Source organism: Microcosmobacter mediterraneus, from assembly GCF_031846265.1.
Classification (GTDB): Bacteria; Bacteroidota; Bacteroidia; order Flavobacteriales; family Flavobacteriaceae; genus Microcosmobacter; species Microcosmobacter mediterraneus.
Genome location: NZ_JAVRIA010000002.1, coordinates 522,570 through 542,768, shown reverse-complemented (window position 1 = coordinate 542,768; position 20,199 = coordinate 522,570). Strand labels below are relative to the sequence as shown.

The following is a 20,199-nucleotide window of genomic DNA, read 5'->3' as shown; positions in this document are numbered from 1 at the left end:
ATATAACAACTAACTTTTAAAATCTCCTGATTATTTTAATTTGAATCCTTCTAATTGGTCTTTTAAAATTTTAAAAGCTGAATAAATTCTATATTCTACAACCTTTTTTGTAACACCTAATTCTTCAGCAATTTGAGCATGTGTTTTCCCTTCTGCTTTACTTAATAAAAAAGCCACGCGTTGTTCTTCGGTTAAGCTACTTAAAACACGTTGGTATCGTTGTAAAAATTCATCTTGTTCTAAAAGAAATTCTGGTGTTTCGTTAGTATGGCCTTTATGGTCTCTTTTTTCGTAATTTAAAACTACTTTTTGGTGCTTTATATCGTTTAACACCATATTATTAGCAACTGTAAATAAAAACGATTTTGCCTTAGACACTGATACTTTTTTACAATTATTCCAAAGCTTTACAAACGCATCCTGTGCTTTATCGTTGGGACTGTATTGTGCTCCAAACTTGTAATACAAAAAGTCATGTAAGTCTTTTGCGTATTTATTATAAATACGTTCAAAAATTCTTTTTTCGCAAACGGAATGGTGTAGGTCTTCTGACAAGGTTTATTTTTAAGATGCCTAAAGGTAAATAAATATTTTTTTAAATAATTTCAGGAGATTTTAAAAGTTAGTTGTTTAATGTATATAAAAGCGATTTTTTACGCGTTTAAAATGATAAATCATATAAAAACCAACATATTACCACTTTTCCTTGTAGTATTGTGCTTAGCATCTTGTAGGAAAGAAGAAATAGAAATTATTCAACCTCCAAAAGATAATGCCATTGTTTCAGGCTCAATTGTTGCAAATATGTTGCAGCGTCTGCCTTTAAATGATGGATCCATAGATAATATTATAGATCAAGGTAACTGTATATCTATACAATGGCCAATAAATGTTACTGTAAATGGACATGACATTACTATTGAGTCCATTAATGATTTAGACACAGTTGAAGATATATTAGATCTTTTTGATGATGATCTAGATGATGTAGATATTGTATATCCTATCACTGTAATTACTACTGAATTTAATACACTCCAAGTTGAAAACCAATCGCAACTAAACGCCATTAGGTCTAATTGCAATGGCGAAAATATTTTTGATGAAGATATTGAATGCATAGATTTTGACTATCCTATTACAACATCTGTTTTTAATACTATTAGTGAAGCACTAGACACTTACACATTTTTTAATGATCAAGAGTTTCATACCTTCATAAGTACCATAACTACTGAGGATATAATTAGCCTAGAGTTGCCTGTAAACGTTTTTCTGTATGATAATTCTACGATACAAGTTACCACTGTTGATGAATTAGAAACTACTATTGAGAACAATTTAGATACCTGTGATGAAGATGATGATTACAATTACAACGATGATGATTGTAATGACTGTACAGTTACTCAATTGGAAACTCTTTTAGCCAACTGTTCCCTTTGGACAGTTGATAATTTAGAACGTAACGTTAATGATGAAGATTATTATGTTGGTTATGAGTTCTCATTTTCATCTGATGGTACTATGGTTGCTGATTATGCTATTTGGTCTTATCCAGGAACATGGCAAGCTAGTGGCTCTGGCAATAACATAATAGTTACGATAGATGTCCCAAGTCTACCAGATTGCAATAATGATTGGATTTTACATGAGATTACAACAGACAATGATCAAACAAAATTTGATTTGAATCTTGGTGATGATAAAATACGCTATGTCGCCACTTGTGATAGTTTCGATGATACTATTTTAACTTCAACATTATTAACTGGTAGTTGGGAAGTTTCATATTATTTTGATGATTCTGATCTTACCTCTGATTTTAACGTGTTTACTCTAAATTTTTTGAGCAATGGCTCACTTGAAGTCGAAGATTCAGTCATTACATATTATGGTTGGTGGTCTACCTTACCAGGAGAGGAAGAAGACTTAGAATTAAACATAAATTTTGGTGATCCAATAGCACCTTTATTTAGATTAATTGAAGATTGGGAAGTCGTAAGTATTAGCGCTACAACAATTATGTTAAGAGAAATTGATTTAGGTGATGGAACCGAAGATTTTTTAACTCTTGAAAAACTATAATAACCGTGAAATTAAGTCTATGAAAAAGAAGAATTTCACACCTTGGATTGCTGTTTTAGATAAGGTTCTCTAAAACAGTAATCCTTATTATCAGGTAAAATGAAGAAGAAACTATATATAGCATTAGTAGTCCTAATAATTGCAGCAATTATTGGCTATAATTATATCTATAAAGACCATAGAGATATTGAAAATGAAGCCTCAGCATTTATGGTTACAACAAAAGAAATAGCTGAAGAGTTTTTAGAAAACTCCACCACTGCTGAAGAAATTTATTTAGATAAAGTAATAGAGGTTCTTGGCGTAATTACAGAATCTAATCCAAGTGATATTACTATAGATAATACATTATTTTGTCAATTAAATTCCACAAATACCTTAAAAGTTAAGGATTCAATTCAATTAAAAGGACGAGTTATTGGTTATGATGATTTGCTGGAGCAAATAAAGCTTGATCAATGCTATATTATTAACAATTAAAATCAATTAAAATGAAAAACAATTACACTTTAAAAATGCTGATGACATGTCTAATGTTTTCAGTGGTATGTACACTTTTAAATGCGCAAGTGCGTATTGTAAAAGTTGACCCAGCAACTAATTCAGTAACGTTAAAAAACTTTGGCTCACAACAACCCGTTGACAACTATTGGTTTTGCGCTCAGATCTCATATGGAAGAATTGGTTTAATGACAGTTACTGAAGGCGATTTAGACCTTTCAAATGGTGAGGAAGTTACTGTGACAAGTTCTGTAAATTTAGCTGCCGCTTCAGATTTAGGTTTATTTAACTCTAGTAGTTTTGGATCAGATACTGCAATGCAAGATTTTCTGCAATGGAATGGAAGTTTTCCGTTTCCGGCTGGTAGAGAAGATGTTGCTGTAACTAAAGGTATATGGTCTGCAGGAGATAATGTTCAGGTCACTCCTCCTTATGAATATATTGGTAATGGTGCTCAAAACGGTTCTGCATTTTGGGAAACACTATTAGGTGTCAATGATTTTGAAATTTCTGCCTTTAATGTTTATCCAAATCCTGCCACATCAAATTTAACCTTAGAGTTTTCTCAAGGACTATCAGATGCAACAATAGAAGTATTTAATTTACTCGGAAAACGTGTCTATAATTCTGTTGTCGATTCAGAATCTAGAGACTTAGATATCTCAGATTGGTCTGCAGGTGTGTACATAATTAAGATTAGTTCTGGCGAAAGCTCGCAAGTAAAACGCTTTGTAAAACAATAGTTTAATAATGAAACATTTTATCTGTATTCTATTTTGTTTGCCATTTGTATTGTACTCGCAAGACGATTTGTTAAGCGAAATAGATACAGATTCTATAATTGAGAATAATATCTCAGCTGTTTTTAAAGGATTAAAAATAGTCAACTTTGAGTCTACAAAGTTAGTTGCTAAAAAGGAACTAACTTTTGTAGTTGCTCACAGGTTTGGAAGTTTAGAAAACGGTTTTGATACTTTCTTTGGTCTAGATGACGCTGTTACTAGGCTTAATTTTATTTATGGAATTTCGGATAATTTCAACGTGAGCATATCTAGAAGTTCATTTCAAAAAATCTATGAGTCTAGTATTAAATATAAGTTAGTTACTCAAAAAACTAACGGTTTCCCTGTAACGTTAGTAGGTTATAATTCCATTCTTATTAATACTGCTTTAGATCAAAATAATTTACCTAAACTTGAGTTCAAACATCGTTTAGGTTATACTGCACAACTCCTAATCTCTAGAAAAATAAATAAAAATCTATCTTTAGAATTAGCGCCAACTTTTTTCCACGATAATTTTGTAGCCATAGATAGTCAAGATAATTCACAATTTGCTATTGGTTTTGGTGGAAGACATAAATTAAGTAAGCGTTGGTCTTTAAATATTGATTATGGTTTTCATCTCAATAGAGCTTCAGATTCACCTTTTAAAAACCCATTATCTATTGGTTTTGATTTAGAAACAGGTGGTCATGTGTTCCAGTTGCATTTCACAAATGCTCAAGGCATGAATACCAATACATTCTTAGGTCAATCGTCAGGAGACTGGAGCGATGGAGACATCTTTTTTGGATTTAATTTAAGTAGAGTATTTTAATTATGAAAGCAACCTATTTTCTCCTAATCGTAGTAATATTAACGTTTGGCTGTACCAATGTTAGTGAAATAGATTTAATAGACGACACACCTCCTCCTGAGCTTGTAACTTATAATAATACAGTAAAAGCTATAATAGATAATAACTGTATCCTCTGTCATAGTAATCCACCAGTAAACGGAGCGCCAATGTCTTTAACAACGTTTGATGATGTAAAAATCGCTGTTGAAATGAGAGGGTTAATTGAAAGAATATCTTCTGAAGATTTAGCATTTTTAATGCCTTTTGGTGGTCCAAGGCTACCTCAAAATCTTATTGACGCAGTAATCGAATGGCAAGAAAACGGACTTCTTGAAGACTAAAAAACAAACTATGAAAACTATTTTTTATATTCTATTATGTGTTAACTTAACTGTAATAGCACAAACTAAATACATTACAAAAACTGGCACCTTAAATTTTGAAGCTTCTGTACCTTCTTTTGAAGAAGTTGCTGCAAAAAATAATTCGGTCACTGCTATTCTAAATACTGACAACGGCGAATTTGCAGCTTTGGCTTTCGTTAAAGCATTTAGATTTAAAAATGCTTTGATGGAGGAACATTTTAATGAAAACTATGCTGAATCAGATACTTTCCCAAAAGCTACCTTTAGAGGAAAAATAGAAGGGTTTGACCTCCAAAGTGATAATACATCTTATCCCATTTCTGGTGAGCTTACTTTCCATGGTAAAACAAAAACCTATCAGAATTTAAAACTATATATTACAAAAAAAGGAGAAGCCATAATCTTAAAAGGAAATTTCAAAGTCCTTGTATCTGACTTCGCCATAGAGATTCCAAAAATTGTTAGAAATAAACTATCTGAAGAGGTAGACGTTACATTTAATTTTGAACTCCTAGAGAAGTAAAAAAGGTTAAATATTAATATTCAACCTTTTTAGTACTCAAGGTGGGAATCGAACCCACACTTCCGAAGAAACTGGATTTTGAATCCAGCGCGTCTACCAATTCCGCCACTTGAGCAAATTAGGACAGCAAAATTAAAAAAATAATCCCTGCAACCAACTAAAAATAAAGGGTTTTTGCTTTTAAAACTCAAATAAATTCCTAAATTTGCACCTCATTTAAAATAAGGTAGATCATTACCATTTTAAACCATAATAAATAAATGCCACATTCTAATCCGGAAGCTAAGATTTTTACATGCTCACAAAGCAATGCTTTGGCTGAAAAAATAGCAGAAGTTTATGGAGTACCTCTTGGTAACGTCATTACATCGACCTACAGTGATGGTGAGTTTCAACCATCTTATGAGGAGTCTATAAGAGGACGTCGCATTTTTATTATTGGTTCCACAAATCCAGAGCCAAGAAATTTAATGGAATTATTGTTAATGATTGATGCTGCAAAACGTGCTTCGGCAAGGCATATTACAGCAGTAATGCCATATTTTGGTTGGGCAAGACAAGATCGTAAAGATAAACCTAGAGTGCCAATTGCTGCAAAACTTGTTGCAAAAATGCTAGAGGCAGCAGGAGCAACTCGTATTATCACAATGGATTTACATGCTGATCAAATACAAGGATTTTTTGAAAAACCAGTAGATCATTTATTTGCATCAACTATATTTTTACCATACTTACAAGCTTTAAACTTAGATAAGTTAACAATTGCCTCTCCAGATATGGGAGGATCTAAACGCGCTTATGCGTATTCTAAAGCATTACAAAGTGATGTAGTAATTTGTTATAAGCAACGTGCCAAAGCAAACGTTATTTCTCACATGGAACTAATTGGTGATGTACAAGGTAAAAATGTAGTACTTGTAGATGATATGGTTGATACTGCAGGAACTTTAACCAAAGCTGCTGATTTAATGATAGAACGCGGAGCTCTTAGTGTTCGTGCAATTTGTACGCATCCTGTGTTATCTGGTAGTGCTTATGAAAGATTAGAAAATTCGAAGTTAGAAGAGTTAATCGTAACCGATTCAATTCCTTCTAAACCTTCAAGTAAAATAAAAGTTTTAAGTTGTGCCGATTTATTTGCTAGTGTAATGTATAATGTACACCACAACGAATCAATCAGTTCAAAATTTATAATGTAGCTTCAACAGACTCGGCTACCTAAAAAAGAATACTAAATAAATTAATATTAATAAACACAAATGAAATCAATTACAATTAACGGATCTCAAAGAGAAAGCGTGGGCAAAAAAGCAACAAAAGCCTTACGTAATGCTGGTCAGGTTCCTTGCGTATTATACGGAGGAGACAAGCCAATGCATTTCTCTGCACCAGAATTGGCTTTCTCTAAACTTGTATATACGCCTAATGCGCATACAGTTGTGATTGCCTTAGATAATGGTGAAACTTTAAGAGCAGTAATGCAAGACATTCAGTTTCATCCTGTAACCGATAGAATCTTACACATAGATTTTTATCAATTGTTCGACGACAAACCAGTAACTATGAATATTCCTGTAAGATTAGAAGGAAACTCTCCAGGTGTTAGAAATGGTGGACGTTTATTATTTAGAAAGCGTAAATTAGCTATTAAGGCCTTGCCTGATAATTTACCTGACTTCTTTGAGGTAGATATTTCTAAATTAAAAATTGGAATGAATATCTCTGTAGAGGAATTGAAAAAAGATGAATTCACGATTTTACATCCAGACAGTCAAGTTGTTGTACAAGTTAAAACTGCTCGTACTGCTGTCCTTGATGAAGAAGATGAAGATGAAGATGATGGTGAAACTACTGAAGGTGCTGAAGCTACTGCTCCAGCAGAAGGAGGAGATGCACCTGCAGCAGATGCTAATCAAGAATAATATGAGTTTAATACAATAAAAAAAGTCCTGATATTTAATCAGGACTTTTTTGTTTTTATAAGGTACCTCTTTTGGCTTGTTCTCGTTCGATAGATTCAAAGAGTGCTTTAAAATTTCCTGCACCAAAACCCTGAGCTCCCATTCTTTGTATAATTTCAAAGAATAAAGTTGGCCTATCTTCTACTGGTTTAGTAAAAATTTGAAGTAGATAACCTTCTTCATCTGCATCGACTAATATAGATAGTTTTTGAAGCTCTTTTATATCTTCTTTCATCATATCCATATGAACACCTAATCGTCTAGGAATATCATCATAATACGCTTGTGGTGGTGGTGGTAAAAATTCTACGCCTCTTGCTTTTAATTTCGCAACGGTTTTAATGATATCATCTGTTGCCACAGCAATATGTTGCACACCTGAATCTTCGTAAAAATCTAGATATTCTTCAATTTGAGATTTTTTTGCTGCTTTAGCTGGCTCGTTAATAGGGAACTTAATACGTCCATTACCATTACTCATTACTTTACTCATTAATGCGGAGTATTCCGTATGAATTTGTTTATCATCAAATGATAAAAAGTTTACAAATCCCATGACGTCTTCATACCATTTTACCCAAGTATTCATTTGTCCCCAACCAACATTTCCTACCATATGATCTATGTACTTTAAGCCAACAGGTACTGGATTGTAATCACTTTTCCATTCCACAAAACCAGGCATAAAAACACCAGTATAGTTTTTACGTTCTACAAACATATGTACTGTTTCTCCATAGGTATAAATTCCTGCTCTAACAACCTCACCATATTCGTCTTTCTCAACAATAGGCTCCATGTAAGATTTTGCACCTCTTTTTGTTGTTTCTTCATAAGATTTACAAGCATCATCAACCCATAATGCAACAACTTTAACACCATCACCATGCTTAACAATATGATTATTAATTGGTGACTTACTATTTAGTGGTGTTGTAAGAACTAATCTAATTTTATCTTGCTTTAATACATAGCTTACACTATCTCTTGAGCCAGTTTCTAATCCTTTATAAGCATAGGACTGAAATCCAAATGCGGTTTTATAAAAGTGCGCTGATTGTTTAGCATTTCCGACGTAAAACTCCACATAATCGGTTCCTAATAAGGGTAAAAAATCTTGAGCTCCTTCAAATATTTTTTCTAGGCCATAATCGACACTTTTTACTTCTTTTGCCATTATTATTTATTTTATAGAGTCGTTTTCACGTTCTCTAATGTTATCAATATTTACTGAATCTATATGAATGGTATCGCGTTCAATTTCATTGGTGTCTTCAGAGGAATCATCTTCCCATTCTTCATACTCATAATAATCGTGGTTATTTCTTTGCGCCTGTTTAAACGCTTCAGAAAATACTGTGGTTAAAACAGCACCATAGAAGATGTAATATGCAATCCAAAATAGTGAGACTAATCCACTAAGGCAAAGCCCTACAATACTCAATACTCTTCCTGTAGAGACATTACTTTTACTACGAACGTCATAAGCATTAGGATCTAGTTGATACTCACGCATACTCTTATTAGCACTCACTAATCCTATGATACTTAATATAACTGCTACAAATGCAATTGGCCCACAACAAAAACCAAGGACTGTTATACACAAGGCTATAATTCCTAAAGTCATGGCAGATGGATCTGCAGGTAATTTATTATAATTCATCAATTAATTTTTAGTTATTCTAACCAAGATTTGTAATAATCTTCGTCTGCTATTTTTAATGCTTCTTCAGTTATTTGCAATGGTTTAAATGTATCTACCATCACTGCTAATTCATCTGTTTTTACTTGCCCAATACTACGCTCTGTTGCTCCAGGATGTGGGCCATGAGGTATACCTGCTGGATGCAAACTAATATGTCCTGCATCAATATCATTTCTGCTCATAAAATCGCCATCAACATAATATAAAACCTCGTCACTATCTATGTTGCTATGATTGTATGGTGCAGGAATTGAGTCTGGATGATAATCGTACAAACGTGGTACAAAACTACATACTACAAAGGCATCAGTCTCAAAGGTTTGATGCACAGGTGGTGGCTGATGTATACGACCAGTTATAGGTTCAAAATCGTGAATAGAAAATGCATATGGATAATTGTAACCATCATAGCCAATCACATCGAAAGGATGTGAAGCGTATATCATTTCAAAAATATCATCTTGTTTCTTTACGTTTATTAAAAACTCTCCAGATTCATTATAGGTTTCTAACTCTTGAGGTTGTCTAATATCTCGTTCACAAAAAGGTGAATGCTCTAACAATTGACCAAACCAATTACGATAACGCTTTGGAGTGTATATTGGCCTTCTAGATTCTACAATAAACAATCTATTATCTTCAGTATCAAAATCTATTTTATAAATAATTCCTCTAGGAACCAACAAATAATCACCATATTTAAAATCTAAATTACCTAAATGTGTTCTTAGTTTACCAGAACCTTTGTGAATAAAAATTAATTCGTCTGCATCTGTGTTTTTATAAAAATAATCTTTTGTAGATTGCTTTGGAGCAGCTAAAATTATGGTGCAATCACTATTGGTAAGTATAGCTTTTCTACTCTTTAAATAATCATTTTCTGGTTGTACCTGAAAACCTCTAAGTCTGTAAGATTGAATATGGTTTGCTTTAGCAATTTTTGGTGCAACACTATATTGTTTTTTTATGCTTTTTACCTGTGTTGGCCGTTGCTGGTGATATGAATTTGTTGACATACCATCAAAGCCAATGGTGCCAAATAGCTGTTCGGCATATAAGCTTCCGTCTGGTTTTCTAAATTGTGTATGGCGTTTAGGAGGTATTTGTCCTAATTTATGATAAAATGGCATTTAAAAATATTTAAAAATTGATTTATTTATACAACAATCTGTATAATACTAACTGTTTTTAAAGGTACAAAAAAAGCGAGTTTATTCTGGGTTTCTTTTGATAAGAACGTGTAGTAATAATTTTAAATATTTCCAGAAACTAATCATGCATCAAAGTTAAATAAAATCATTAAAACCAAAATCCAAGATTAAAGACCCAAATACTCTGTTTAGTTTCTCCAGAGAATGTCCATTTAGCTTCTATTGGACCCAAAAAAGTATCGATAGCGTAACCCAAAGCATAACCCGAATAATCTGGTGATGTTGCCCATTCTCCTGTTTCAAAAATACCACTTTCAACATTAGCAAAATTAGCACTAGCAATGATATGATGGTTTTTAAATATTTCGTAATCTAAATCTGTATAAGCTTTAACAAAACTATTACCTGGAATGGCTAAAAAATCGTATCCATAGAATGGAATGTAATTATTAATAAAGTCATTTCCGTAACCTCCTAAAGCAAAATCTAAAGATTTAGTGTCGTCATTTCCTATTTTGAATCCTCCAGCTGTTCCAACTTTAGCATGAAGCTTATTGGCTATACCAAAGGCAAAGGCAAAATCTCCTTTGGCAATTGAAAATTTAGAAAAACTATTATTAAAGTCTGATGAAGAGAGATACAAATGAAAATCACAATCTAACAGAAATCCACGTTTAGGAAAATATCTGTCTGTAAACGAATCTAATTTTAGTTGACCATAAGTACTTATAAAATCTGATTTTTCAAAAATGGTTTCATTCTCAGTAGAATTTTGAGTAAGTAAGGTTTCTGTAGAAATTTTTAAACGCTTATGCTCCAAACCTAATGTTAGAAGAAAATCTTGCTTAAATAATGTTTGAAGGAAAAACTGATTTGTAATGTCATTAACATCGGCATCTATGACATTTACCTGAAAATTCTGAACTACATTCTGATCTAAAAACAATAAAGGGCTTACACCTTTATCAAAATTATTATAACGCGACGAGAGGCCTACGCTCCAATGAAAACCTTTATCGATATAATATTCAAAATTATAACGAACATTATCACCTATTATAAAATCTAAAGATGCTACGTCGTTATTAAATAAAAATCTATTTCGAGTTAAATTAATTAAGGCTGAACTTTTATATAAGTCATCGTAATGAATACCTAGTTTTAGAAATGTTCTGTTGTTAGTTTCTTTAATTTGTCCGATTAAATCAAATGCGTCTCCATTTGGAACTAGCTCGTAATCAAACATATCAAAATTATTGGTTGCCATAAGGTTATTTACACCTCTATTAAAATCATAATAGCTTATTGTCTCACCTTTTTTAATTTTTAATTTACCTGAGATGTAGGAGTAGGTATATTTTTCATTTCCATTAATTACAATATTATTAAAGGTTATACTATCTACAGCTTTGATTCTGTTTTTAATTTTATGAATAGGCTGTTCGTTACTCACTAATTTTGAGAGTTCGCCAACTTTAAATTGAGCAGCTTTTAAACCCTCTTCAATGATGTTACTTATTTCACTAAAGGAAATAACAGTATATTTTTTTATATCTGGTTTTATATAGACATCTGTTAATTGAGCTTTATCCTTCATATCATTAATAGTTCTAAAATTATTAATTTGAAGTAAAATATCTGTTGCTGCTTTTAAATTATCTTTATCTCTTAATCCGTCTTGTACATCAACTCCGATAATAATATCCATGCCTTTAGATCTAAGGCGCTTTACAGGGTAGTTATTGGTTATTCCTCCATCAAGTAAAACTTTTTCGTCTATAATCACTGGTTGAAATAAAGAAGGGAACGCACCACTGGCTGAAACCGCTTTCGGCAGATTGCCAGAATCTAATATCACTTCTTCTCCAGTTTCAATATTTGTTGCTATACAGAAAAATGGGATTGGGAGTTTGCTAAAATCTTTTATCCCATTAACATGGAGCATAGTTTTAGACAATAGATTAAATACGTTTTGTCCTCTTGAGAGAGATCGTGGTAGGCTTATTTCAAAATCATCAAAAGGAATCGATAAGGCATAACGTTCAGACTGATCGCGCTCATAAAAAGTCTTAGCTTCTCTAGGCAACTTATCATTAATAACCTCATCAAAATCCACATTTCTAAACAGTGAATCTATCTGAATACCTGAGTAACCTGAAGCATATAACGATCCTACAATTGCTCCCATACTTGTACCAGCAATATAATCTATCTTAACACCTAAACTATCTATGACTTTTAAAGCTCCTATATGTGCAAATCCTTTTGCTCCTCCTCCACTTAAAACTAAACCTATTTTTGGATTCTCATTTTTAGTATCTTGAGAAAAACACTTAATATGTATAACAAAACAAAGGATTATAAGAAGTAGGTTTTTCATTCTTTGTTATAGTAATTTATAATTTTTTGAGCTCTAGAGTTTCCGATAACCTCTGTTAACTCCGTTTTTGTGGCTTTTGAAATTCGTTTTACAGATTTAAACTGCTTCATAAGTTCAACAATGGTTTGTTCTCCTATGCCTGGAATATTCTCTAACTCGGTTTGTAGTGCACCTTTACTACGTCTGTTTCGGTGATGTTCAATTCCAAAACGATGTGCTTCATTACGCAACTGCTGAATAATTTTTAATGTTTCACTTTTCTTGTCTAAATATAATGGAATTGGGTCATCTGGATAAAATAATTCTTCTAAACGTTTTGCAATTCCGATGATAGCTATTTTTCCTCTTAAATTTAACACCTCTAAACTTTTTAAGGCTGAAGACAGTTGTCCTTTACCTCCATCTATTATTATTAGTTGAGGTAAGTTTTGTTCCTCATCTAATAAACGTTTATAACGTCTATAAACCACCTCTTCCATCGATGCAAAATCATCTGGTCCTTCTACAGTTTTAATATTAAAATGACGATAATCTCTTTTACTAGGTTTTCCATTTTTAAAAACCACACAGGCAGCTACAGGGTTGGTGCCTTGGATATTAGAATTATCAAAACATTCTATATGCCTTGGCTCTTCAGTTAATCTTAAATCGGCTTTCATTTGAGCCATAATCCTATTAGCATGTCTATCTGGATCTGTAATTTTAATTTGTTTTAAACGATCCATTCTGTAGTACATTGCATTTCGTTTAGATAAGTCTAAAATGTGTTTTTTATCACCTAATTTAGGGATCGTAATCTTTAAGTTTTCTCCTAAATCTAATGGTATTGGCAAATAGACTTCTTTAGATTGCGAGTTAAATCGTTGACGTATTTCGGTAACACCTAATGTAAGGAGTTCCTCTTCAGTTTCATCTAATTTTTTCTTAATCTCTAGCGTGTGCGATCTAATAATTGAGCCATAAGCCAATTGTAAAAAATTAATGTAGCCATAACTCTCATCACTAACTATAGAAAACACATCGACGTTGCTTATTTTAGGATTAACTACTGTAGATTTAGCTTGATAATTTTCTAAAACCTCTATTTTCTCTTTAATACGCTGCGCATCTTCAAACTGCATACTTTCTGCAAAGTTTTTCATTTGCGTTTTAAATTGCTGAAGTGAACTTTTAAAATTACCCTTCAAAATATCTCTTATCGACTCAATGTTCTTATGATAGCTAGCTTCTGTTTCCAAGCCTTCGCAGGCACCTTTACAATTTCCTAAATGATATTCTAAACAAACCTTGTATTTCCTTGAATTTATTTTTTGTTCTGAAAGATGATAATTACATGTTCGTAATTGATATAACCCTTTTATTAATTCTAATAAGGTTTTAACTGTTTTCATGCTAGTGTAAGGTCCAAAATATTCTGAGCCATCTTTAAATACTCGTCGTGTAGAAAACACTCTAGGAAAACGTTCTTTTTTTATACAAATCCAAGGATAAGATTTATCGTCCTTTAGAAGAACATTATAGCGTGGTTGGTATTTTTTTATAAGATTATTTTCTAACAGCAATGCATCTGTCTCTGTATTGACAACTATATGCTTAATACTTGCAATCTTTTTTACCAGAACTTTGGTTTTACCATAATCATGTTGCTTAGTAAAATATGAGCTAACACGCTTTTTTATGTTCTTTGCTTTTCCAACGTATAATATTTTTTCCTCACTATCAAAATATTGATAAACTCCAGGCTGATTTGGAAGTGATTTTATTTGTACGTCTAGTGCTGAGCTACTCATATAATCAAAGGTATGTAAAAGTTTTTAGTCGCAGAACGCAGTTAGTAGTAGTTCATAGTTTTCATTTTCAACTTCCTTCTTCGGTTTCGATTTCAAATTCAATTATACTTCTTAACTTTAGCATTTTAAGAATTAATATGAACATTGTTATCCTATCAAGAAATGAGAACTTATATTCTACAAAACGACTTGTAGAGGAGGCTGATAATAGAGGCCACGATATAGAAGTTATTGATCCTTTAAAATGTGATTTAATTATTGAAAAGGAAAAGCCAACCATATACTACAAAGATCGTTATTTAGACTATGTCGATGCCATTATTCCAAGAATTGGTGCATCTGTTACCTTTTTTGGTTGTGCTGTTGTACGACAGTTTGAAATGATGAATATTTTCACCACTGTTACTTCTGATGCTATCATAAGATCCAGAGACAAATTACGCAGTTTCCAGCGCTTATCTAAAGCAGGAATTGGTATGCCAAAAACGGTGTTTACTAATTACTCTAGAGATGTTGAAGAAGTTATTGAGCGTGTTGGTGGAACACCTGTGATTATAAAATTACTTGAAGGTACACAAGGTTTAGGTGTTGTTTTAGCCGAAACAAAAAACGCTGCCGAATCTGTATTAGAAGCATTTAACGGATTACAAGCTAGAGCACTAGTGCAGGAATATATTGGTGAAGCCAAAGGTTCTGATCTCAGAGCACTAATTGTAGATGGGCAAGTCGTTGGTGCAATGAAAAGACAAGGTAAAGAAGGTGAGTTTAGATCTAATTTACACAGAGGTGGTTCTGCAGATTATATAAAATTATCTGAACCCGAACTTAAACTTGCTATAAAAGCAGCTAGAGCTTTAAAACTTCCTGTTTGTGGTGTAGATATGCTACAATCTAACAGAGGTCCTTTACTCATGGAAGTTAATTCAACACCAGGATTAGAAGGTATTGAGCGTGCTACTCAAAAGAATATTGCTAGAGCAATTATCACCTTTATTGAGAGAAACAGAAAGTAAGTAAAAAATGAAAAAACTGCTTTTGCAGTAAGTAAAAAGATTCCCGTTTTCACGGGAAATAAATATGAGTGAAAAAGAAGTATTAGAAATTCTAGGAGAAAAGGTTGCTTTAGGAGAAAGCAAAACTGTAAAGTTTAATGTTGCTAAGTTGCACACTCAAAACAAAATTGATGTTCCTGTAATTATTGAACGTTCTAAAAACCCTGGCCCAACAGTTTTAATAACAGCAGGTATACATGGCGATGAAATTAATGGTGTAGAAATCGTAAGACAAATTATTGCTAAAGGTATTAATAAACCAAAAAAGGGTACCATTATCTGTATTCCAGTAATTAATGTGTTTGGATTTATTCATATGGATCGAGAGTTTCCAGATGGTCGTGACCTTAATCGCGTTTTTCCTGGAAGTAAAAGTGGTTCTTTAGCCAGTAGAGTTGCTCACAAACTCATGTCTGAAATTGTACCACATGCTGATTTGATTATGGATTTTCATACTGGTGGAGCTGATCGATTTAATGCTGCTCAAATAAGGATTGTAAAAGGGGAAGTAGTACTCGACGAATTAGCTAATATTTTTGGTCCTCCTTTTGTGTTTTATTCAAAGAACTTAAATAAATCCTTTAGAAACACCTGTTATAAACGTGGTATTCCTATGTTGCTTTTTGAAGGTGGGAAATCGTTTCATATAGATTCAACAATTACAAATACTGCTGTAAATGGTGCTAAACGAGTTCTCAATCATCTCGATATGTTGACTAAGAAATTTAAAGTCTCAAAGCCAAAAAAACCATGTGTATACATTTCTGAGAGTAAATGGATTAGAGCTAATTATTCTGGCATGTTTAAAGCTTCTGTTAAACTGAATGCTATAGTAAAAAAAGGTGACGTCATTGGTCATATAACTGACCCTTATGGTAGTTTTAATCATTTTGTGAAAGCGCCAAATGATGGTTATATTTTTAATATTAACCATTCTCCTTTGGTCTACCAAGGTGATGCTATATTTCACATTTCAACTAAGCTTGAAAAATGACAAAAGCTGAGCTTAGGAAAAAATACAAATTGATGAGAAAAGAGCTTTCTCAAACTCAAATCGAAGATTATAGCCTAGCCATTGCCAATCAATTATTGCAACTAAACATTTGGGATTGGAGCTTTTATCATTTGTTTTTAACTATCGAAGAACAGAAAGAAATCAATACAGAATATGTCTTAAATATACTTGCAGGAAAAGACAAAAACAGTGTTGTTTCTAAAAGTAATTTTTCAGATTTTAGTATGACGCATGTTCTATTAACTGATGCCACAAAACTAAAAAAAAACAGCTATAATATTCCCGAACCTATTGATGGCATCGAAATTCTACCTCAGCAATTAGATGTTGTTTTTATTCCGCTTTTAGCATTCGATAAAACTGGAAATAGAGTTGGCTATGGCAAAGGATTTTATGATAGATTTCTCGCTGAATGTAACCCTGAAACTTTAAAAATTGGCTTATCTTTTTTTGAGGCTGAAGATCTAAAAATTGAGGCGTTAAAAAATGATATTAAACTAAATTATTGTGTAACTCCTCTGACATTACATCAGTTTTAAGGTCTTTATCAGTTTTTGAAAAAATCTTTTTATTAAAAAAAAGGAGTATTCCAATCCCTGTACTTATAGCAACATCTGCAACATTAAAAACAGGATCGAAAAAACTAAAGATTTTACCTCCAAAAAAAGGAATCCATTCTGGCAAAACACCACTCCAAATCGGAAAATAAAACATATCTACAACCTTACCATGAAATAGACTATCATAGCCTCCTTCTACAGGCAAAAATTTGGCAACTGTTAGATAGCTTTCACCAAATAAAACACCGTAAAACATAGAATCAATAATATTACCCAAGGCACCTGCAAAAATTAATGCTACTGCAATAATAAGTGTTTTAGATTGTTTGTTTTTAATACTTCTGTGGAGCCAAAAACCAATACCTGTTACAGCTACTATTCTAAATAATGTAAGTATTAGTTTTGCTGTTCTATCTGAAATAAAAGAAACGAAATCACTAATTTTTGTTCCCCAAGCCATACCATCATTTTCTACAAAGTGAATATGAAACCAATCAAAGACATATTCACTTTCACTCAGCATAAAATTGGTTTTTATATATACCTTAGATATCTGATCTACTATAAGTATAAAAGCAATAAATAAAAGTGTTTTCTTTAGAGACATGTTATAGCTTCTAATTTCAAAAATAGGTTAATTAGAGTTTACATTATAATCCGAAGGTAAAGCATCGCCTAAGCGTTGGTTTCCCATTTCCAAACTAAATAAAACACCTTCAATTGGCGAATAGTTTCCATATTTATCCACATAAAAAAAATCTGTGATTAATTGAATACTAGATTGTACATCTTTATCAAACAATATAGTAAGCTTGTTTTTAAATGTTACTTTTCTCCAATCGCTTTCTTCTAGGTTCGTTACTGTAATGTGTTCCCAAGGATTTACTATAAACTTATCACGGAAAATTTGATAACCTTCGTTTTCTAAATTTTTAGCATACAAAGCTCTCATAAAATGCTGTACGGAACCTTTGTATGCTTTTTTACGATTTTTTATTATCTTCTTTTTTTGAGAATCTTCTAAATTTTTAAAAAACGTAGTACCAGAAAACGTCACACCATTAACACTAAATTGCTGTTTTATAAGATCTGCATATCTAAAATAGATATCAAAATCAATAATATCATATTCTAAGATATATTGTAATTTTTTATTTCTGATAATAATTGGTGCCCTTGCGTTTGCTGACAAGACTTTTTCTTCTCTATTATATCGTAAAATTAAATCGCCTTCATTAAGAATTTTACAAGACGATGCAAATTCTGAAGAGCCTAAAAATTCTTTTCTAAAAAGTCTTAGCTTTTGTCGTCTGGTTAAACCATCATCATAATTAATAACAACTTCACCTAAATTATCAATAGATTCCTCTAACAGAATGTTTAGATTATCATTGTTCTTATAATTACCTATGATAACATCTTTGTAGCCTAAAAAAGAAATAATTAATGGTGATTTAATTTCTTCTTTAAACGGAATACTAAACTCACCTTTAGGATTTGTTGAGGTTCCTATTGTGGTATTATCAAAATATATCGAAGCGCTTTCAATAGCCTGTTTTGTAGTTTTATCTAAAACAGTTCCTGTTATTTGCTGAGCATTTAAAACAAAACAACAACATAAAACAATAATGCAAAGCCATTTATTTATCATGGTTACCAGAAAATTTGCGTTCTAACTCTGCCTGAAACTCTTCCATAACAGGTCTAACAGTACTTTCTGGCAAGTCTGCAATTTTAATATACATTAAACCATCCACAGCATTATTAAATAATGGATCAACATTAAATGCTACCAATTTAGCATTCTGCTTAATGTATTTTTTTAGTAGAACAGGTAAACGTAATGCTCCTGGTTCTACTTCATCAATAATCTTATCAAATTTATTTAAATCGGCTTCAGTTTCATCAAATACAAAATCTTTATCTGCATCTTTAAGCTTTACCTTAAACTCTTTTTTAGGGTGTACGTACTGGGCAACATAAGGATCATAATAGTGAGATTTCATAAACTCAATCATTAAACTTTTAGAAAAGTTAGAAAACTGATTACTTATACTAACGCCTCCTATTAAAAATTTATGTTCAGGGAAACGTAACGTTGTATGTACTATGCCTTTCCAGAGTAAAAACAAAGGCATTGGTTTTTGTTGGTATTCACTGATAATAAACGCACGACCCATTTCAATAGACTGACTCATCATAGTATAAAGCTCTGGCTCAAACCTAAATAAATCCTGAAGGTAAAATCCATCGATGCCAAAACGTTCATAAATCTTTGATCCTAATCCCATTCTGTAAGCGCCTGCCAAAACCTTTTTGTCATCATCCCAAAGAAACATATGATGATAATACGTATCAAACTTATCCAAGTCAATAGCTTCATTAGTACCTTCTCCTACTTCTCTAAAAGTTATTTCTCTTAGTCTTCCTATTTCTCTTAAAATATTAGGTATCTCTTCTGCAGGAGCCAAATACACCTCGTAGTTTTTACTTTTTAGAAGTCTAAAATCTTTCTTTTTAAGAGTTTCTACTTCCTTAACCATAAGATCGGTTTTCACAGGAGTAACAATACGCTTAGGTATTTTAGGCGCTTTTAATGACGATTGTATATTTTTTAAGATTTTTTCTTTAGGTTCAAAAGCATGTGACAACATGTAAGTTTTTTGTCTTAAAAAAGATGAAAATTCTTTAAGTTCTCCATGCTCTTTTTGATCTTTAACTGAGATTGGTCGTCCTACTCTAACCTTTATTATTCTGCGCTTTTGTGTTAACAACTCAGAAGGTAATTTAGCTGTTCTTAGCGTATCACTAATCTTTGATAATCTATAGAAAAAACGACTGTTTTTAGCATGAAAGTAAATAGGAACAATAGGCACTTCGGCTTTCTGTATTAACTTAATCGCAGCATCTTCCCAAGGTTTATCTACCATTAGCTTTCCATCTTTATAAGTAGATACTTCTCCTGCTGGAAAAACACCCAAAGGATGCCCTTCTCTTAAATGTAAAATGGCATTTTTAAAGCCTGTTATGCTAGATTTTACATCTTTACGATCTTCAAAAGGATTTACTGGCATAATATAAGGCTTTAACGGCTCAATACGATGCAATAAAAAATTAGCTATTATTTTGAAATCGTTGCGTTGCTCTAGCATTAATTTTAAGAGCAAAATACCATCTATTCCGCCCAAGGGATGATTAGAAATGGTTATATAAGCACCATCTTTAGGTAAGCGTTTTAGATCCTCATCAGGAATCTCGAACTTAATCTGAAAATCATCGAGTAATCCATTTAAAAAATCAACATCAGACAAATGTTTGTTGCGCTTATAAATTCTATTAATGGTCGATATTTTGAGCACTTTCATAAGCAGCCAGCCAAAAAAAGTACCTATAAAACCATACTTATCTGCATGTATAGCTTTTGCAACTTCTTTAGCAGTAACGAGTCCTTTATTATCCTTTTTTGGCATCTAACAAATGTAATA

General features: G+C 32.2%; 20 protein-coding genes and 1 tRNA gene. 11 read left to right on the top strand and 10 right to left on the bottom strand.

Going from position 1 to position 20,199, the window contains the following annotated elements:
• Window positions 1-30 precede the first annotated feature (30 nt).
• On the bottom strand, window positions 31-555 hold the full coding sequence (locus tag RM697_RS05890; RefSeq protein WP_311426935.1) for an RNA polymerase sigma factor: 525 nt from the start codon (window positions 553-555) through the stop codon (window positions 31-33).
• A gap of 111 nt (window positions 556-666) precedes the next feature.
• Between RM697_RS05890 and RM697_RS05885 the strand changes: the two genes are divergently transcribed.
• The 6 genes from RM697_RS05885 to RM697_RS05860 all read left to right on the top strand — a co-directional run bounded on the left by RM697_RS05885 (window position 667) and on the right by RM697_RS05860 (window position 5,097).
• Window positions 667-2,088 carry a hypothetical protein gene (locus RM697_RS05885; protein WP_311426934.1) on the top strand — a complete coding sequence of 474 codons (1,422 nt, stop codon included), beginning with the start codon at window positions 667-669 and terminating at the stop codon, window positions 2,086-2,088.
• Between the two features lie 99 nt (window positions 2,089-2,187).
• Window positions 2,188-2,568, top strand: a complete 381-nt coding sequence (locus tag RM697_RS05880) for an OB-fold protein (RefSeq protein ID WP_311426933.1) — start codon at window positions 2,188-2,190, stop codon at window positions 2,566-2,568.
• 11 nt (window positions 2,569-2,579) lie between these two features.
• Entirely contained in the window at window positions 2,580-3,332 is a 753-nt protein-coding gene (locus RM697_RS05875) for a T9SS type A sorting domain-containing protein (RefSeq protein ID WP_311426932.1), read from the top strand.
• A 7-nt stretch (window positions 3,333-3,339) separates the two neighbouring features.
• Window positions 3,340-4,188 (top strand): DUF5777 family beta-barrel protein, encoded by an 849-nt coding sequence (locus RM697_RS05870; RefSeq protein WP_311426931.1) that lies wholly within the window; start codon window positions 3,340-3,342, stop codon window positions 4,186-4,188.
• 2 nt (window positions 4,189-4,190) lie between these two features.
• Window positions 4,191-4,550 carry a hypothetical protein gene (locus RM697_RS05865; RefSeq protein ID WP_311426930.1) on the top strand — a complete coding sequence of 120 codons (360 nt, stop codon included), beginning with the start codon at window positions 4,191-4,193 and terminating at the stop codon, window positions 4,548-4,550.
• 10 nt (window positions 4,551-4,560) lie between these two features.
• Complete coding sequence (locus RM697_RS05860) at window positions 4,561-5,097, top strand: YceI family protein (protein WP_311426929.1); 537 nt, start codon at window positions 4,561-4,563, stop codon at window positions 5,095-5,097.
• A 33-nt stretch (window positions 5,098-5,130) separates the two neighbouring features.
• Here RM697_RS05860 and RM697_RS05855 read toward each other — a convergent pair.
• Window positions 5,131-5,212 (bottom strand) — tRNA-Leu (locus tag RM697_RS05855).
• Between the two features lie 145 nt (window positions 5,213-5,357).
• Between RM697_RS05855 and RM697_RS05850 the strand changes: the two genes are divergently transcribed.
• The gene (locus RM697_RS05850) at window positions 5,358-6,296 is read left to right on the top strand and encodes a ribose-phosphate pyrophosphokinase (protein WP_311426928.1); all 939 of its coding nucleotides are present in this window, start codon (window positions 5,358-5,360) and stop codon (window positions 6,294-6,296) included.
• A gap of 60 nt (window positions 6,297-6,356) precedes the next feature.
• The gene (locus RM697_RS05845) at window positions 6,357-7,019 is read left to right on the top strand and encodes a 50S ribosomal protein L25/general stress protein Ctc (protein WP_311426927.1); all 663 of its coding nucleotides are present in this window, start codon (window positions 6,357-6,359) and stop codon (window positions 7,017-7,019) included.
• Between the two features lie 55 nt (window positions 7,020-7,074).
• Here the strand turns inward: RM697_RS05845 and hppD are convergent, their stop codons facing one another.
• The 5 genes from hppD to uvrC all read right to left on the bottom strand — a co-directional run bounded on the left by hppD (window position 7,075) and on the right by uvrC (window position 14,087).
• On the bottom strand, window positions 7,075-8,235 hold the full coding sequence (hppD, locus tag RM697_RS05840) for a 4-hydroxyphenylpyruvate dioxygenase (RefSeq protein WP_311426926.1): 1,161 nt from the start codon (window positions 8,233-8,235) through the stop codon (window positions 7,075-7,077).
• Between the two features lie 6 nt (window positions 8,236-8,241).
• Window positions 8,242-8,724, bottom strand: coding sequence for a CCC motif membrane protein (locus tag RM697_RS05835; protein ID WP_311426925.1), 483 nt, complete (start codon window positions 8,722-8,724; stop codon window positions 8,242-8,244).
• A gap of 14 nt (window positions 8,725-8,738) precedes the next feature.
• Window positions 8,739-9,896: a homogentisate 1,2-dioxygenase gene (locus RM697_RS05830; RefSeq protein ID WP_311426924.1), complete on the bottom strand. Its 1,158-nt coding sequence runs from the start codon at window positions 9,894-9,896 to the stop codon at window positions 8,739-8,741.
• A gap of 169 nt (window positions 9,897-10,065) precedes the next feature.
• Entirely contained in the window at window positions 10,066-12,297 is a 2,232-nt protein-coding gene (locus RM697_RS05825; protein WP_311426923.1) for a patatin-like phospholipase family protein, read from the bottom strand.
• Window positions 12,294-14,087: an excinuclease ABC subunit UvrC gene (uvrC, locus tag RM697_RS05820; RefSeq protein WP_311426922.1), complete on the bottom strand. Its 1,794-nt coding sequence runs from the start codon at window positions 14,085-14,087 to the stop codon at window positions 12,294-12,296. Before uvrC ends, RM697_RS05825 begins: the two co-directional genes overlap by 4 nt.
• Before the next feature lie 137 nt (window positions 14,088-14,224).
• Between uvrC and rimK the strand changes: the two genes are divergently transcribed.
• From rimK to RM697_RS05805, 3 genes are all read left to right on the top strand, one after another.
• Window positions 14,225-15,100 (top strand): 30S ribosomal protein S6--L-glutamate ligase, encoded by an 876-nt coding sequence (gene rimK / locus RM697_RS05815; protein ID WP_311426921.1) that lies wholly within the window; start codon window positions 14,225-14,227, stop codon window positions 15,098-15,100.
• 64 nt (window positions 15,101-15,164) lie between these two features.
• On the top strand, window positions 15,165-16,133 hold the full coding sequence (locus RM697_RS05810) for a succinylglutamate desuccinylase/aspartoacylase family protein (RefSeq protein ID WP_311426920.1): 969 nt from the start codon (window positions 15,165-15,167) through the stop codon (window positions 16,131-16,133).
• The gene (locus RM697_RS05805) at window positions 16,130-16,693 is read left to right on the top strand and encodes a 5-formyltetrahydrofolate cyclo-ligase (protein ID WP_311426919.1); all 564 of its coding nucleotides are present in this window, start codon (window positions 16,130-16,132) and stop codon (window positions 16,691-16,693) included. The genes RM697_RS05810 and RM697_RS05805 overlap by 4 nt, the downstream gene beginning before the upstream one ends.
• Here RM697_RS05805 and RM697_RS05800 read toward each other — a convergent pair.
• From RM697_RS05800 to RM697_RS05790, 3 genes are read right to left on the bottom strand one after another with little or no spacing between them, the layout of a single operon-like run.
• Window positions 16,647-17,321, bottom strand: a complete 675-nt coding sequence (locus tag RM697_RS05800; protein WP_311426918.1) for a lipoprotein signal peptidase — start codon at window positions 17,319-17,321, stop codon at window positions 16,647-16,649. The two genes, RM697_RS05805 and RM697_RS05800, sit on opposite strands and share 47 nt — an antisense overlap.
• Window positions 17,322-17,348: 27 nt before the next feature.
• A complete protein-coding gene (locus RM697_RS05795; RefSeq protein WP_311426917.1) occupies window positions 17,349-18,365 on the bottom strand; it encodes a carboxypeptidase-like regulatory domain-containing protein in 1,017 nt (338 codons plus the stop codon).
• Entirely contained in the window at window positions 18,355-20,184 is a 1,830-nt protein-coding gene (locus RM697_RS05790; protein ID WP_311426916.1) for a GNAT family N-acyltransferase, read from the bottom strand. Before RM697_RS05790 ends, RM697_RS05795 begins: the two co-directional genes overlap by 11 nt.
• Window positions 20,185-20,199: the final 15 nt, after the last annotated feature.